The organism is Streptomyces sp. NPDC043867 (genome assembly GCF_056435845.1).
In genome coordinates this window covers 1-15646 of sequence record NZ_JBWKDS010000031.1, presented here as the reverse complement: position 1 = coordinate 15646, position 15646 = coordinate 1, and the positions used below count along the sequence as shown (strand labels likewise).

Annotated in this window: 17 protein-coding genes; 8 read left to right on the top strand and 9 right to left on the bottom strand. The window is 71.6% G+C overall.

The genetic code is table 11. The annotated features are described in order from the left end of the window. Window positions 1-9: 9 nt before the first annotated feature. The 3 genes from AC069T_RS26895 to AC069T_RS26885 form a co-directional block, all read right to left on the bottom strand. Window positions 10-1257, bottom strand: a complete 1248-nt coding sequence (locus AC069T_RS26895; protein ID WP_478785185.1) for an acyltransferase family protein — start codon at window positions 1255-1257, stop codon at window positions 10-12. Continuing rightward, window positions 1250-2245: an alpha/beta hydrolase gene (locus AC069T_RS26890; RefSeq protein ID WP_478785184.1), complete on the bottom strand. Its 996-nt coding sequence runs from the start codon at window positions 2243-2245 to the stop codon at window positions 1250-1252. Before AC069T_RS26890 ends, AC069T_RS26895 begins: the two co-directional genes overlap by 8 nt. A gap of 322 nt (window positions 2246-2567) precedes the next feature. Beyond that, window positions 2568-2978 (bottom strand): hypothetical protein, encoded by a 411-nt coding sequence (locus AC069T_RS26885; protein ID WP_478785183.1) that lies wholly within the window; start codon window positions 2976-2978, stop codon window positions 2568-2570. A gap of 746 nt (window positions 2979-3724) precedes the next feature. Between AC069T_RS26885 and AC069T_RS26880 the strand changes: the two genes are divergently transcribed. After that, entirely contained in the window at window positions 3725-3952 is a 228-nt protein-coding gene (locus AC069T_RS26880) for a WhiB family transcriptional regulator (protein WP_476755765.1), read from the top strand. Between the two features lie 136 nt (window positions 3953-4088). Here AC069T_RS26880 and AC069T_RS26875 read toward each other — a convergent pair whose 3' ends face one another. From AC069T_RS26875 to AC069T_RS26860, 4 genes are all read right to left on the bottom strand, one after another. Continuing rightward, on the bottom strand, window positions 4089-4631 hold the full coding sequence (locus AC069T_RS26875; RefSeq protein ID WP_478785182.1) for a hypothetical protein: 543 nt from the start codon (window positions 4629-4631) through the stop codon (window positions 4089-4091). A 331-nt stretch (window positions 4632-4962) separates the two neighbouring features. Beyond that, on the bottom strand, window positions 4963-5610 hold the full coding sequence (locus AC069T_RS26870; RefSeq protein ID WP_478785181.1) for a class I SAM-dependent methyltransferase: 648 nt from the start codon (window positions 5608-5610) through the stop codon (window positions 4963-4965). A 34-nt stretch (window positions 5611-5644) separates the two neighbouring features. Then, window positions 5645-5956, bottom strand: a complete 312-nt coding sequence (locus tag AC069T_RS26865) for a hypothetical protein (protein ID WP_478785180.1) — start codon at window positions 5954-5956, stop codon at window positions 5645-5647. Window positions 5957-6121: 165 nt separating this feature from the next. Continuing rightward, window positions 6122-6502: a hypothetical protein gene (locus tag AC069T_RS26860; RefSeq protein WP_478785179.1), complete on the bottom strand. Its 381-nt coding sequence runs from the start codon at window positions 6500-6502 to the stop codon at window positions 6122-6124. 379 nt (window positions 6503-6881) lie between these two features. On the opposite strand from AC069T_RS26860, the gene AC069T_RS26855 reads away from it, so the two are divergent. Then, window positions 6882-7334: a phospholipase gene (locus AC069T_RS26855; protein ID WP_478785178.1), complete on the top strand. Its 453-nt coding sequence runs from the start codon at window positions 6882-6884 to the stop codon at window positions 7332-7334. Between the two features lie 119 nt (window positions 7335-7453). On the opposite strand, the gene AC069T_RS26850 is transcribed toward AC069T_RS26855, so the two are convergent. Beyond that, on the bottom strand, window positions 7454-8233 hold the full coding sequence (locus AC069T_RS26850) for an NAD(P)H-dependent oxidoreductase (RefSeq protein ID WP_478785177.1): 780 nt from the start codon (window positions 8231-8233) through the stop codon (window positions 7454-7456). 138 nt (window positions 8234-8371) lie between these two features. Between AC069T_RS26850 and AC069T_RS26845 the strand changes: the two genes are divergently transcribed. Beyond that, window positions 8372-9220, top strand: a complete 849-nt coding sequence (locus tag AC069T_RS26845) for a helix-turn-helix transcriptional regulator (protein ID WP_478785176.1) — start codon at window positions 8372-8374, stop codon at window positions 9218-9220. A gap of 159 nt (window positions 9221-9379) precedes the next feature. Further along, window positions 9380-9595 carry a hypothetical protein gene (locus AC069T_RS26840; RefSeq protein ID WP_478785175.1) on the top strand — a complete coding sequence of 72 codons (216 nt, stop codon included), beginning with the start codon at window positions 9380-9382 and terminating at the stop codon, window positions 9593-9595. A gap of 94 nt (window positions 9596-9689) precedes the next feature. On the opposite strand, the gene AC069T_RS26835 is transcribed toward AC069T_RS26840, so the two are convergent. Next, complete coding sequence (locus AC069T_RS26835) at window positions 9690-10277, bottom strand: TetR/AcrR family transcriptional regulator (RefSeq protein WP_478785174.1); 588 nt, start codon at window positions 10275-10277, stop codon at window positions 9690-9692. 319 nt (window positions 10278-10596) lie between these two features. On the opposite strand from AC069T_RS26835, the gene AC069T_RS26830 reads away from it, so the two are divergent. From AC069T_RS26830 to AC069T_RS26815, 4 genes are read left to right on the top strand one after another with little or no spacing between them, the layout of a single operon-like run. Beyond that, window positions 10597-11214, top strand: a complete 618-nt coding sequence (locus AC069T_RS26830; RefSeq protein WP_478785173.1) for a 2Fe-2S iron-sulfur cluster-binding protein — start codon at window positions 10597-10599, stop codon at window positions 11212-11214. Further along, entirely contained in the window at window positions 11211-12203 is a 993-nt protein-coding gene (locus AC069T_RS26825; protein ID WP_478785172.1) for an FAD binding domain-containing protein, read from the top strand. The genes AC069T_RS26830 and AC069T_RS26825 overlap by 4 nt, the downstream gene beginning before the upstream one ends. Further along, window positions 12200-14332 (top strand): xanthine dehydrogenase family protein molybdopterin-binding subunit, encoded by a 2133-nt coding sequence (locus tag AC069T_RS26820; RefSeq protein ID WP_478785171.1) that lies wholly within the window; start codon window positions 12200-12202, stop codon window positions 14330-14332. The genes AC069T_RS26825 and AC069T_RS26820 overlap by 4 nt, the downstream gene beginning before the upstream one ends. After that, entirely contained in the window at window positions 14325-15479 is a 1155-nt protein-coding gene (locus AC069T_RS26815; protein WP_478785170.1) for an XdhC family protein, read from the top strand. The genes AC069T_RS26820 and AC069T_RS26815 overlap by 8 nt, the downstream gene beginning before the upstream one ends. Window positions 15480-15646 lie beyond the last annotated feature (167 nt).

The window sequence follows — 15646 nt, the reverse complement described above, 5'->3', positions numbered from 1 at the left end:
CGCCCCACCCTAAGCACGGCCGGCCTCCCGCAGCTCCGGGTTCTCCCGCAGGCCTCCGACACGGACGACCCGCGACCCGGTCGCACCCGGCCTCGGGGGTTGCTTGCCACGGCTCTCGAAGCCGTGGAACGCCGCCCAGCACACCGTCAGCACCGCGGCGAAGACCGGCAGCCAGAGCAGCCGGGCGCCCACCCAGTCCAGGTCGTCGGGCACCGTGTGCAGGCCGGGCAGGCGGCCCGCCAGGAGGCCGGTGGCCGTGGTGGCCATGAGGGCGGTCTGGTGCCAGAGGAACACCGTCATCGCGGACAGGTTCACCAGGGCCACTGCCGCCCAGACCAGCGGTCTGCTCATGCTCCGCCGCAGCCGGTCGCGCAGCAGCAGGGCCACGCCGCACTGGGCCAGTCCGAAGGTGACCGCCGCGAGCGTCGGCGGGTCGAGGTTGGACACCGCCGCGCCGGGCACGCCGACCATCGACGCCGGATAGCCTGCCCAGGCCACGAGAACCACCGTCGCCGCCGTCCCCGCCCCGCACAGGATCCAGCCGGCACGCCTGCCCTCCAGTTCACCGCGCGTCCAGGCCGCGCCCAGCGTGTACGGCACGAGCCAGCCCGCCGCCACGTTCACCCAGCCGAGCCAGGACGGGCCGCCCAGACCGAAGCGGACGAGGTCCACATGGAGGGTCACGGCCAGCGGCCACAGCGGGTTGAGGCGGGCCAGCAGCGGGGTCACCGCGGTGAGGCCCGCGAACACCAGCAGGAACCACAGCGGTGACAGCGCCAGCTTCGCCACCGTGTGCACGGTGGCGAAGGACGCGCCGCCGAGCAGCAGACACGTCGAGGCCGCCGTCCACACGGTCGTCATGGCGAGCACCGGCAGGAACAGGCGGGCCAGACGGGTCCGCAGCCAGCGGCCGTACGTCCCGCCGGCCGCCCGGGCCGAGGCGTGGCTTCTCGTCGCCACGTGGCCGCCCACCATGAAGAACACCGCGAGTGTCTGGAACAGCCAGGACACCGGGGCCAGCCAGGGCATGTGGCCCAGCGGGCTCGCGGCGCGCAGGGCGCCGCCGTCGGCGACGAGCGCGGTCACCAGCCAGTGGCCGAGTACGACGCCGAGGATGGCCAGGGCACGCAGGGCGTCGACGGCCCGGTCCCGGCCGGGCGGGGTGGCCGCGTCCAGCCGGCCGGCCGCCGCCCGGATGCCGGAGGAGGACGGGAGGAGGCGCCGCCGCACCGGGTGGCCGGCGGTCTTCTCAGCCACGGGTGACCTCCCCCGTCCGGCCGAGGACGATCCGGACGAGGTTGGCCAGACAGATCGATCCCGGTTGGAAGTAGTCGCTGTGTCCGCCGTCTCCGGCGGGGAACACCCGGGCACCGAAGGCCGGGGACAGCGGGTCCCTGCCGAAGCCGAGCGTCGTGCCGAACAGGCCGACGTCGGCATGCGGGACCTCCGCGACCCAGTCGCCGCCGCCGCGGGCCGCCCACACCCGCGCCCGGGTCCCCAGGTCCGCCGCCGAGTCCCTGCCCGTACCAGGACTGGCGAGGAGGACCAGCTCCGCCACGTCCAGACGGTCGGCGGCCCGCCCGCACACGACCGAGCCGTACGAATGGCACAGGAGCGTGATGCGGGTGTCCGGCCCGGTGATGCGGCGGGTGGTGCTCACGAGATCCCGTAGGTCCGGGGCTGCTTCGTCGGCCCGGTCGGGGGTGAGCGCGGTGGTGCTGACCGTGCCCGGAGTGGTGTAGCCGAGCCAGGCGATCACCGCGGTGCCGGTGCCGGCCGGTCCCTGCCCGGCGAGTGCCCTGCGGAGGGACACCGCGGCGGCGTGGAGCCGCTCGTAGGTGTCCAGCGAGGTGTCCGAGCCGGGCACGAGCACGGCGACGTGGCGGGCGTGGGGCAGGTCGCCGAACACTTCGACCGCCCGGCCGGAACCGCGGCCGTCGAAGGACAGAAGTCTGCGGGAGGGCAGCGCGAGCACACGATCGGCCGAGGCGCGGTGCCGGTCCCCGTGGCCGGCCGCCATGCGGGCCGCCAGCGCGGCGTTGGCCCGGTTGGCCGCGTACGCCTCCTCCAGGGTCGACGCCGTCACCGGTGCGAGGCCGGCGGGGGCCGGGGCGGGGATGCTCGGCCGGACCGCGGCCGTGAGCGGCACGACGACGGCCGCGGTGACCAGGACGGCCAGCAGGGCACGGATCCGACGCCGGGCGCGGACCGTTGTGCTGTCACGGGCCGGTGCGCCCTCCCGCACCGGTCCAGGTCCGCGCGGCGCTCCGCCGTCACGCTCCGGCCCGCCACCTCCCCGCCGGCCCGCTGCACCGCCCGTTCCGCCCCCTGCACGCCTGCCGCGCCCTCGTACGGCGAACCACCCCGCTCCGACCCCCATCGCCCCGCGCCTCCCCGGCCGCTCCCCCCGGCCATCGGGCGTCGCTGGAAAGGAAGTTAAGGATCACGGGCCGTCGCCCGCGACCCCCTGGGGAGGTGTCCTTGGAGGTAACTCTCAGGTACTAGGGGTATGACACCGGCCTCGACCACCGGGTCATCTCCCCCACGCCTGCTGGAGGTGATGACGATCAGCGGAAGGGCACCGGCCGTCTTCCGGAAGGGCGGTGGGTGTGCAGGACGAGTAGTGCCAGGGCGCCGGTCGCCGCGGACCAGGTGAGGGAGAGCAGGCCGTGTGACCAGGGGATGTGTGGGGTGAGGGCTGAGCTCAGCGCCAGTTGGTTCACGCCGTACAGAGGAAGCGCGGACACGCCCGCCACATCCATGAGCGTGTTGAACACGGGATTCTGCAGGCCGGTGTCCACCAGACTGAGCATGATGATGAGGAAGAAGCCCTCCAGCTCTCCCCGGACCAGCGAGCCGAGCTGGAGACCGATGCCGCCGTAGGCGAGGCCGGCGCCTGCGAGGGCCACCGCCAGGGGGCCTGCGTGGCGTACGGGCAGGGAGATCCACAGCAGGGTCGTGGTGTAGCAGGCCAGCACGGCGGCGGTGAGCGCGACGGCAGCCAGCCAGCAGCATCGGCAACCGGGGGTAGCCGGCCAGTAGCAGTCTGAGGTCCATCTGCCGGGACTGAAAGGTCTCGGTGAAGGTGATGAAGCCTGCGACCAGCGTGACGGCGCCAGTGCGCTGGCCACCTGGCCCACCTGGCCGGCCCGGGCAAACACGGGGGGTTGACGGCGTCCAGCCAGATGCGCACCAATTGGTCGGAGGTGCACAGGCGTGCCACGCCGATCCAGACCGGGATGAACGCGACCGCCAGAACCAGGGCCAGCCGGTTGCGGAGGTGGGCCCAGCAGGGTGCAGCGCAGCAGTTCGCCGGGTACACCGATCCCCTCACAGGTGTCCTTCGCCAGGCGGGCATCGAGGCGCACGCGATCGCCGACGCGATCCGGCGCGAGACGGCCCGGGCACCCCTGCCCGCCCCTCGCATCGGCTGTAAGCAGTGGCGTGCGGAGTCACGCCGAGCCGTTCGAGCACGGTGAGGACGGTCGGCCGCGGCAGCTCATGCGATATGGACCAAACGGGATAAATTGCATATATTTCTCTTCACCCTGCCGGGTCGCGCGGTGCCGTGAGGTGCCGCGACACTCGCCTGCCCCAAGGTGGGCGGGCGAAGAGACCGGCGGAGGTTTTCGATGGTTCCCTCAGTGTCTTCTCCCCACGACGGCCGGTGGCCGCTGCCACGCGGTGGCGCAGGCCGCGCGACGGACCGGAAGGGAGGCAATGCATGAACTGGCGCGAGCTGGCCGCCTGCCGTTCCGAGGATCCGGAACTCTTCTTCCCGGTCGGCGAGGACGGCCTGTCGCAGCAGCAGATCGAGCGGGCCCGTGCGGTCTGCCACCGGTGTCCCGTCGTGAGGGCATGCGGCGCCTGGGCCCTGCGCAACGGCGAACGCGACGGCGTGTGGGGAGCGATGACCGTGGAGGAACGCCGGAGGCGACGGCGGCGCGTCTGAGCACGCACAGGGCCCCCGCTCCCCGGAGCGGGCTGTCGCGCGGCGGCCCGCTGCCGAGGCGGTCGCGGGACGGAATCCGGCGTCGCAACGGGTGTACGGCTTCGCCGCACAGGCCGGTCGTGACGGACGCGCGGCGTCACGTGACGGCGCGGACGTTGCGCTTCGCCGCGGCCGCCACGTGGACCCCGGTGATCTTCACGATCTCGTGCCAGAACGGCTTGGCCGTCAGGTAGGCGCCCAGCGCGGACATCGCCCCCAGGGAGACGTCGACGCTGAGGCGTCCCCGCTCGCCCCAGTAGACGTCGCGCAGATCGAGCAGCAGCGCGAACTCGTCGCAGATGAGCGCGGTGCCGCAGCCGTAGGCGGTGGCGACGACCGGGTGTCCGACGGCCCGCTCGTCACCGCGGACGGCGATCAGGCCTACGCCGGTCAGTGCGGCGATGCCGAAGTTGTAGTGATGAAGGTGCTCCCCGCCGACGGACATGTTCCCCCAGGGCAGCCAGCCTCCGCGGATGCCGTGGGTGATGACCCTGACGGTGCCGAAGGTGACTCCGAAAGACACCCAGGTCATCAGCAGGGACCGCTGCACCGGAGTGAGATGCGTCTTCGCCGTCTGGCGCCACCGCCGTACGAGTTGCCGCCCTCCCCCGGCGTGGTGGTCTTCCGTACTCGTCCTCATCGCTGACGCCCTTCTCGTACCTGAACAGGCCGGCGATCATCAGCAGGGTCCCGGCGACGGCCACCCGGTGGGAACGTCCGGTGGGCGGCACGGCCTCGTCCCGCGCCGGGGGTGTCGCCGCACGAGTCCATTCAGCGGCTGGGGCGGGCGGGCCGCAAACGGTGGTGATCCGTTGGTGGATGCCGGTGCCGGTGCCGGAAGGACGCCACCCTGTGTGGGGGGCGGCACTTCGGCACACCCGATGTGAACGCTTCATGGGCGGCGCGATCTCATCCGGCCGGCTCTCCGGCCGACGTCTCGGATGCGGACAGCGCCCGGTCGGACGGCATGCCTACGCTTTGCGGGCGAGCAGCTGAACCTCGCGGAACTGCCGCCGGTCGGTGGGCTGGGGCTCACGGATCATCCGGGCCACCTCGGCCAGCCCGGAACTGCGCAGCATCCCGGCGAGGTGATCGGGCGACCACCGATAGGCCGGCGCGACCGCGTGATCGAAGGCCTGCGTCGCGTGAGACGGGTCGTCGCTTGCCGAGAAGCAGATCAGAAGGTGGCCGTCCGGCGCCAGCACACGATGGAACTCCGCGAGGACGGCGGGAAGTTCGTGCGGCGGAGTGTGGATGATCGACCAGCGGGAGAGTACGCCGCCCAGTGTGCCGTCAGCGATGCTCAACGCGGCCATCGAGCCCACGTCGAACCGCAGGCCCGGATGGGCCTGCCGTGCCAGCTCGATCATCACAGGAGAGGCGTCGACCCCGAACGCCGTCAGCCCCAACTCGTCGAGGTGGGCGGTGACATGACCAGGCCCACACCCGAGGTCCGCGACCTGACCGTCCCCACTCGTTCGTACGGCTTCGGCGAAGGCCCCCAGAACCGCACGGTCCAGAGGGCTGTCACGGAGCGAGTCGCGGAACAGCTGCACATAGGTGGCGGCAGCGGCGTCGTAGGCCTCGCGGGTGGCGCTGAAAGCATCGTGTTCGACCATGCCCGGGACAGTAGTACCGGGCGCTGCGGCGAGCTCAACTCGCCTCACCACCCTTGGTGCCGAGGCTCTGCAACACCTCGGTGGTGTTGGCCCGGTACGTCCGTAGCGCTCGCAGCCCGGCCGCGTATCGGTCACGATGCCGTGCGATGTCGGCGGCCTGCCTCTTCGCCCGCACGGCGTGCCAGATCTCGGTCGTGCGATGGCGGCGCTTGCAGGTGACGTCGGCGACGGCAGTGGCCCGCTCTTCGCGCGTATGGCGGGTGTTTCCGTCGCTGCCCCGTTTCCAGGCGTCGTCCGTGCAGACCGCGACGGGGTCGGGATAGTGGGCGAATCCTTGTCCTGCCACACAGCGAGACCACACATCCCAGGCCGCGCGGAGACGGGGATCGCTCTTGACTGCCTTGTCGACCTCGATCGTCCGTGTACTTGCGTAGAGCCAGTTCCGCTTGCGGTCGATGCCGTGCATGAGCCGTCGATCCGCCTCGGCGTTGCAGGCCGGCCAGTCCGCGTACTAGGCGTCGGTCATACGGCGCCCTTTCGGCCGCAGGGCCAGGTGCTTCGACGGGTCCCAGCCGTAGCCCCAGCGGCGGGCTGCGTCCAGGTCGAGGACACCGTAGTCGGTGCCGACAGCGATGGCGACGAAGGGATCGTGAGGATAGCGGGGGTCGAGCGGGAAGTCCGGGTGGCCGCGGCCGGCCATGGAGCGGACCAGCAGCGCCGAGGCCTGCCGGAATCGCCGGTAGTCCTGCGGTGTGTGGTCGAAGCGGTCGGCCGTTAGGGGGCCAAGGTCCGGCTTCGCGCGGATGAGTTCCGCAGGCTCCGGACCGGAGGCACACACAGCCGCCAGTACTGTCGCTCCCGCTACGGCCCCGAGCCGCCCCCGCCTCGTCATGACCCGCGATGCTAGCGGACGGCGTGCACGCGGCCTGACGCCGCCCCAGGTGCGCCTTCCGGCAACTGACGTGCAATCACCAGCCGTCCGCGCGGCCGGTTGAGTCCGCTGGGTCAACAAACGCCGCTTGCCATCACGCGAGTTGACGCACACGGGACCGGCGTAATGACACGCACTCGGTCAACGTCCCTCACCAGAGGCTCAGTTGTCCCATGGCAGTCGCCGCCCCGCACTCCCCCCACTCGCCCTCTCCTCGAATGCGGGTGGAGTTCACGATTCCGTGGGGCGGCAGAGGCGTGAAGGGGTGGTCGGGATGCACATCATCTTGACATGAACCTGCGGCCCGAGAGGCGGGCCGCAGCCTCGTGGAGGTGTGGGAATGCACCGCAGACTCGCCACCGGACTCGCCGCCTCGGCGCTGGCCGTCACTACCGTCATCGCCGGCGCCGCGACCGCCGACGCAGCACCCGCCGACAAGGCGCAAGTGCTCTCCGGCTGGACGCAGACCAGCGCGTCGAGCTACAGCGCCTGGACCGCCGCCCGGGCCAACCAGTCCGCCTGGACGGCCTACGGGTTCGACTGGTCCACCGACTACTGCTCCACCTCGCCGGACAACCCCCTCGGCTTCCCCTTCAGCACCTCCTGCGCGCGGCACGACTTCGGCTACCGCAACTACAAGGCCGCCGGCACCTTCAACGCCAACAAGCCCCGCGTCGACAGCGCCTTCTACGAGGACCTCAAGCGCGTCTGCGCCCGGTACAGCGGCGCCACGAAGACCACCTGTGACAGCACGGCATGGACGTACTACCAGGCCGTGAAGGTGCTGGGCTGACGGACGCCGCACACCAGCATCCGCCGACGTATCAGCCGACGTTCGCGTGAGCGCCTGCTGATACGTTGCGCGGCACCATGACCCTCGACGCGCCCCGGCTCCCTGTCCGGCGTCGGCGGTCAGCCGCGCACATGCAGCCCGAAACCCGTGCGGCCGGCGGGCTCCAGCCCCTCCTTCAGGTGCAGCGAGGGAATCTCGTAGTCACCGGCGTTCTGCCGGCGGAACGGGATCGGTTCGGTCGACTCCAGGGTGAGCAGGCGTTGCTTCCAGGCCTTCGCGACATCCGGGTAGTCCTGGTCGGTCAGCCGGTCGGCGCCGTACAGCACGAACGGCGGCAGCACCTCGATGCCCGGGTAGTAGAGGACGCCGTGGTGGATCGGGAACAGCAGATCGTCGATGGGGCCGTTGATCCCGCGCGCGGCGTAGTGCGACTCCGGGCCGCCGACGGTCACCGACAGCAGGGCCTTCCTGCCCGCGAGGGTGCCTTCGCCGAAGCGCTCGCCGTACCTGGTGGCGCTGTGCTCGCCGACGCCGTACGCGAAGTGGTGGGTGAACACCCGGTCCACCCAGCCCTTGAGGATCGCGGGCATCGTGTACCACCACAGCGGGAACTGGAAGATGATCGTGTCGGCCCACAGCAGCTTCGCCTGTTCGGCGAGGACGTCCGGGGTGAGCGTCCCGGCGTCGAAAGCCCGGCCCGAGTCCCGGGCGACCTTCAGCGGACCTGAGGCGCTGGGCCCGTAGTCCGCGGCGTCCACGACCGCCTTCCAGTTCATCGCGTACAGATCGCTCACCCGTACCTCGTGCCCGGCGGCCTCCAGGGTGGACAACGCGAGGTCCTTCAGCGAGCCGTTGAGCGACGTCGGCTCCGGGTGGGCGTAGACGAGCAGCGTGTTCATGGGCACTCCTTCGGATCGGGTGCCCTCGATTCTGGGGACCACGGCGTCCGGCGTTCAGGGGCGGCGCTTCCGTCGGACCGGGCTTCCTGGTATCGGCAGGACCACCTTCCCCGGCTCCGCCGAGGCCATACTGGGGACATGGACGATCTTGCGGGCTTCCTGCGGACCCGGCGCTCCCGAGTCGACCCGGCGGCCGTGGGCATCCCCGTCGACAGCCGCCGCCGGGTCCAGGGGCTGCGCCGTGAGGAGGTCGCGCACCTCTCCGGAGTCAGCGTCGACTACTACGTACGCCTGGAGCAGGGCCGCGCGACCCAGCCCTCCGAGCAGGTCCTCGACGCCCTCGCCCGCGTCCTCGGCCTCGACGAGACGGAACGCGGGCACCTCCACCGGCTCGCTCGGCAGCGCCGGCGCCGCGCGAAGGCGCCGGGCGGGCGAGTCCGGCCGGAGCTGCTGCGCATCCTCGGCCTGGTAGCCGGCGCACCCGCGCTGATCATGGACCACCGCCTGGACGTGCTCGCCGGGAACCGCCTCGCCGGGCTCCTCTACGGCCGGCCGGTGCCGGGCCTGAACACCGCCCGGCACATCTTCCTCGAGGAGGACGAGCGCGGCCTCTACGCGGACTGGGACAAGTGCACCCTCGACGTGGTCGGGCACCTGCGGCTGGCCGCCGGCAAGTACCCCGAGGATCCCCGCCTGGCCTCGCTCATCGGCGAGTTGGCGATGGGCAGCGAGCGCTTCCGCCGCCTCTGGGCCCGTGCGGACGTGCGCGCCCGCACGCATGGACGCAAGGCGTACCGGCATCCGCTGGTCGGACTGCTGGAACTGCACCAGGAGAACTTCGCGCTGCCCGACGAATCAGGTATGGAGCTGTTGGTGCTGTCCGCGGCCCCCGGCAGCCCCGCCGAGGACGGACTGCGCCTGCTCGCGGGCCTGGGCGCGGACAGTGGCGGGACCCAGCCCGCGGTGGACGCTCCGGTCCGCGAGTAAGCCGGCGGAGCTGTCTCCCCACTTGGTCAGGGCGCTGTGCACATCCTCGGACACGCAGCCTCCGGATCCGGCCGAACGGGGAGGCTGACCGCCACTTCTGCGCGGCAGCCTTACAGTTGAAGCCACGCCAGGCATCCAATTCGAGGAGAAGCACCACTCGTGCACGACGCACCGATCTACGCCCAGCTGATCTCCGAACGCGGCGACATACCCCTGCAGGTCCGTACCGAGGCCCGCCGGATCCAGCGCGAACTCGAGTGGATCCTCCACTCGGAACCCGCGTCCGACCGCCACCTGCCCGGGCTCCCCGCCGCGTCGCCCCCGACTTCCCCTCCCCGCCAGCTCGGATCCGGCTCCCCCCACTGGTTCGCCTGACGGGTCTGCGTTTCAGCGGAGCGCACGCGCCGAGCCTCCCCGCGTCTTGTCCTGTCGGCCGGCGAGCCCCAGGCCGCCCCCTTCGGGTCCCGTCTCAGCTCTCCCGGCGGCCGGAGGCCCCCGCGCGCAGTCCGTCCATGACGAGGTCGAGAAGGCGGCGGGCGCGCGGTTGCCAGTCTCCGTGGGGGTCGAGCTGCCACAGACCGGCGATCGCGAGGACGAAGTCGTCCCCGGTCACTCCCGGGCGGATCGTGCCGGCCTCCTCGTTGGTGCGCAGCAGGAGCTCCGCCGCGGAGGTCACGGGGGTGTGTCCCGGCTTCGCCGGGCCGCCCGGCGCGCTGGTGGCCTGGCGGATCGCGTCCGCCAGGCCGGCCTTGGTCATGGCGAACCGGGCGAGGTGATCCATCCACTCGCGCAAGGCCCGGACGGGCTCATGCGTTTCGAGCAACTCGGTGGCGGCGTCGGCGACCTGCCGCATCTCGTGCCGGTAGATCTCCAGGACGAGAGCCTCGCGGCTGGGGAAGTTGCGGTAGAACGTGCCCTGCCCGACGCCCGCCTTCTTGGCGATCACGCTGAGGGGGACGTCCGCACAGCGCGTCAGCTCGGCCAGGGCCACTTCCAGGATCCGCTCGCGGTTCCGTTGCGCGTCCGAGCGCAGCGGTGCGTCCTTCTTCTGCTGCACTCGTCCTCCTCCTGGTCCCGTGGCCGAAACCTGTCCTTGCTAAGCGGACAACTGTCCACTACGTTTCCAGGTGAGCGGACAGCTGTCCGGTTAGGCTCACCCTAGCGGGTGGGCGGCCGGCAGGGACAGCCGGTGACGGTCGGCACCGGCCTTCCCCACCGCATCCTCCCTGCTTCCGGCCGGCCCTCGCTCCACGCGGCGTGGCCTCCCCCACAGCCGCTGACACATCTCAGATCCCTCACACGTCTTAGCGTCTTCCGTTTCCTCTGCTGCCGGACCGTCTCCGCGAGGTGGTCCGGATTGCGAAAGAAGGCTGATCATGGCCCCAGCACCTTCGTCGACGTACAGCGCCGTCACCCTGAACATCAACGGCGAGAAGCACACGCTGACCGTCGACCACCGCACCACCCTGCTCGACGCACTGCGTGAGCGCCTCGATCTGACCGGCACGAAGAAGGGCTGCGACCAGGGTCAGTGCGGGGCCTGTACCGTCCTCGTCGACAAACGCCGGGCCGTCGCCTGCCTGCAACTGGCGGTGGCGGCCGAAGGCCGGGAGATCACCACCATCGAAGGCATCGCCGAGGGTGAGCAACTGCACCCCGTGCAGCAGGCGTTCCTCGATCTCGACGGTTATCAGTGCGGATACTGCACGCCTGGCCAGATCTGTTCGGCCGTCGCCGTCATCGAGGAACACGCCGCCGGCTGGCCGAGCGCCGTCACCGACGACGTACGTCCCGAAGCGGGGCCACCGCCGCTGACCCCCGAAGAGATACGAGAACGCATGAGTGGCAACCTGTGCCGCTGCGGCGCGTACGTGTCGATCGTGCAGGCGGTCGCCCGTGCCGCCGAGGCCGACGCCCGAAACGCCCGCGCAGCGGACGGCGACCGGACCGCGAAGGACACGCGACCCGCACAGCAGGAAGGGGCGTCGGCATGAAGGAGTTCCGATACGAGCGCGCTGTCGACGTCCCCGGCGCCCTCGCCCTGCTCGACGCCGACCCGGACGCCCGGTTCCTCGGCGGAGGAACCAATCTCGTCGATCTGATGAAGACGGGCGTGGAACGGCCCGGCCGCCTCGTCGACATACGCGAACTCCCGCTGGATGCCGTCGAGTCTACCGAGGACGGCGGGCTGCGCATCGGCGCGACCGTCACCAACAGCGACCTCGCGGCGCACTCCGCCGTCCGCAGCCGCTACCCCGCCCTGAGCCAGGCGGTACTGGCCGGCGCCTCCGGGCAGCTGCGCAACATGGCGACCGTCGGCGGCAACCTGTTGCAGCGCACCCGCTGCGGCTACTTCGCGGACGTCACCAAGCCCTGCAACAAACGCGTCCCCGGCAGCGGTTGCCCCGCGATCAAGGGTGAGCACCACAACCACGCGGTGCTGGGTGCTTCCGACCACTGCGTGGCGACCCACCCTTCCGATCTGGGGGTCGCGCTGACGGCCTTCGACGCCGTCGTCTCGTACGAAACAGCGGACGGGAAAGGCCAGTTGCCCCTCACCGACTTCTATCTCCCGGTGGGTGACACACCGCACCTGGAGACAGCCCTTCCACCGGGTGCGCTCATCACCGGCGTCACCCTTCCGCCCGCTCCGGTGAGTGCCAACTCGCGCTACCGCAAGGTGCGCGAGCGGGCCTCGTACGCCTTCGCGATCGGTTCGGTGGCTGCCGCGCTCGACGTGCGGGACGGCGTCGTACAGGAGGTGCGCCTCGCGTTCGGGGCGGTCGCGTCCCGGCCCTGGCGGGCCCGTACGGCCGAACAGGCCCTGACCGGCGGGCCGGCCGACGCCGCGGCCTTCGCCGCGGCCGCAGACGCTGAACTCGCGGCCGCCAGGCCGCTGCCGCACAACGGATACAAGGTGACACTGATGCGCAATCTCACCGTCGCCGTGCTGAGCGAACTCGCCGAGGAGGCCTCCCGATGACCACGACCACGACCGGGGCCACCGCGACGAAGAACGCCGTCGGAACCGCACACACCCGTGTGGAGGGCCGCGACAAGGTCACCGGAGCGGCCCGCTACGCGGGAGAGATCCCCTTCGCCGAACTGGCCCACGGATGGCTCGTGCTGTCGACGGTCACTCGCGGCCGCGTCCGGTCGATGGAGACCGCCCCGGTCCTGGAGATGCCGGGCGTCCTGACCGTCCTGCATCACGGGAACGCCCCGCGCGTCGACATCGACTACGTGGGCATGCTCGGGATGCCGCCGGACCCGACCGCCGCCGTGTTCCAGCACGACCGGGTGCCGCACGCGGGCTGGCCGGTGGCGCTGGTCGTAGCCGAGACCTCCGAGCAGGCCAGGGAGGCGGCGGAAGCACTGGTGGTCCACTACGAGGAGGAACCGCACGACGTCACCTTCTCCGCCGGGCACCCGGACGCGTACACGATGCCAGGACCGGGCGGCCCGGCGGTGACCGAGAAGGGCGACCTCCAGGCCGAACTCGCCTCCTCCGCCGTGGTTTTGGACGCCGAGTACTCCACTCCGGAGGAGCACCACAACCCGATGGAACCCCACGCGGCGACAGCCCTGTGGGACGACGGCCGGCTGGAGGTGGTGGACTCCAACCAGGGCACGGTGTGGGTCGCGGACGAACTCGCGAAGATGTTCTCGCTCGACGCCTCGTCCGTGCGGGTGCGGTCCGAGCACGTCGGCGGCGGCTTCGGAAGCAAGGGTCTCCGCGCGCACCAGGTGGCCGCCGTAATGGCGGCGACCGTCCTGGCACGCCCCGTCCGCGTCGTCATGACACGCCGTCAGATGTTCTCGCTCGCCGGATACCGCAGCCCCACCGTCCAGCGCATCCGGCTCGGCGCCGACCCCGACGGACGACTGCGTGCGCTCGAGCACAGCTCCCTGAGCCGGACCTCGACCGTGCACGAGTTCATCGAGGCGAGCGCCGGCGTGGCTCGGGTCATGTACGACGCGCCCGCCCATCACACCGCCAACCGGGTCGTACGGCTCGATGTGCCGACGCCGACGTTCATGCGTGCTCCCGGTGAGGCGCCGGGGTCGTTCGCGCTGGAGTCGGCGCTCGACGAACTCGCGGAGAAGTGCGGCATCGACCCGATCGAGCTGCGCCTGCGGAACGAGCCCGACGTGGGTCCGGTGTCCGGGCTGCCGTTCAGCACCCGCAACCTGCCCGCCTGCTTCCGGGAGGGTGCCCGCCGGTTCGGCTGGGCGGACCGGGACCCGAGCCCCGGACTGCGCCGGGACGGTCGCTGGCTGCTCGGCACCGGCACCGCGGCGGCCTCGTTCTTCGTCGGAGCCGCCCCGTCCACGGCTGCCGCGACCGCGGAGGCCGACGGCACCTTCACCGTGCGGATCAGCGCCGCGGACATCGGAACCGGCGCACGGACCGCGCTCACCCTGATCGCCGCGGACGCTCTGCGGGTGCCGACCGACCGGGTGCGCGTGCGGATCGGTGACAGCGACTTCGGCCCGGCGATGATCGCCGGCGGCTCGATGGGCACCCGGTCCTGGGCCTGGGCGGTCACGGCCGCGGCCGGGGAACTGCGGGAGCGGCTCGCTCTGAGCGACGGCGTCCCCGCGGAGGGCATCACCGTACGGTCGGACACCACCGCGGCCGTCGGCGCCCTCGCGCAGAAGGAACGGCACTCGTTCGGGGCGCAGTTCGCCGAGGTCGCCGTCGACGTGACCACCGGAGAGGTGCGGGTCCGCCGCATGCTCGGCATCTTCGCCGCCGGCCGCATCGTCAACCCGCTCACGGCCCGCGGCCAGTTCACCGGCGGAATGATCTGGGGCATCTCCATGGCCCTGCACGAGGAGGCCGTCAGGGACCGGATCACGGGCGCCCCCTACGGCGCCGACCTGGCGGGCTACCACGTCGCCACGCACGCCGACGTACCGCTCGTCGAGGCGGACTGGGTGGACGACCCGGACCCCGATGACCCGGTCGGCATCAAGGGCATCGGCGAGATCGGCATCGTGGGCGCCGCGGCGGCGATCGCCAACGCCGTGTGGCACGCGACCGGTGTGCGTCACCGCGCCCTGCCCATCCGACCCGACCGCGTCCTGGGAGCGGCCGCACATGCTTGACATCGCCGACGAGCTGGCCCGCTGGTTCGAGGAGGGCCGGGAGTTCGCCGTCGCCACCGTCGTGGTCGTCGGCGGGAGCGCGCCGCGCGGCCCGGGCGCGGCCCTCGCCGTCGACAGCGCCGGCACGGTCATCGGCTCGGTCTCCGGCGGCTGTGTGGAAGGTGCCGTGTACGACCTGTGTGTCCAGGCCCTCCGGGACGGCGAGACCGTCCTGGAGCGGTTCGGCTACAGCGACGAGGACGCCTTCGCCGTCGGGCTGACCTGCGGCGGAACCCTCGACATCATGGTCACCCCCGTCGGCGCGGGGGCACCGGCCCGTGAACTGTTCCGGTCGGCGCTGTCGGCCGCGGCTTCGGGTGAGCCCAGGGCCCTCGCGCGGATCGTCCGGGGCCCGGCCGAACTGCTGGGCAGGGCCCTGCTGGTGCACCCCGACGGTTCGTACGAGGGGTCGTACGACAGCGGCTCCCCGGAACTGGACCGGACCGCCGCGGCCGAAGCCCGGGCGATGCTGGACGCCGGACGCACCGGCACCCTCGACCTCGCGGAGGACGGGACACACTGCCCCGGCGGGCTCACCCTGCTCGTCGAGTCGAACGTGCCGCCGCCCCGCATGATCGTGTTCGGCGCGATCGACTTCGCCGCGGCGCTCGTCCGGGCCGGGAAGTTTCTCGGCTACCACGTCACGGTGTGCGACGCCCGCCCCGTCTTCGCCACCCGGGCCCGCTTCCCCGAGGCGGACGAACTCGTCGTCGACTGGCCGCACCGCTACCTGCGACGCGTCTCGACCGACGGACGCACGGTCCTGTGCGTACTCACCCATGACGCCAAGTTCGACGTTCCCCTGTTGGAGCAGGCCCTGCGGATGCCGGTCGCGTTCGTCGGGGCGATGGGTTCGCGCCGGACCCACGCGGACCGTGACCGGCGGCTACGGGACATCGGGCTGTCGGACGCGGAGTTGGCGCGCCTGAGGTCGCCGATCGGCCTCGACCTCGGAGCCCGGACGCCCGAGGAGACCGCGCTGTCGATCGCGGCGGAGATCATCGCGGCCCGGAGTGGCGGCACGGGTCTGCCGCTCACCGGTTCGCGGACGCCGATTCACCGCGACAGGGGACAGGAGGACGCGGCCGACGCGACTGAGGCCGCCTGACCCACGCAGAAGGCTCGGGAAGGCGCCGAGTGGCCGCGGAATCGCGTGAAACTTCCAGGTGTGCGGGTGGTCGGGCGGGGCATACGGCGGAACGGAGGTTGATAACTATGGTTCCCCTGCTTCTCGTTCTTCTGCTCGCCCTGATCCTCTTCGGTGCCGGGTTCGCC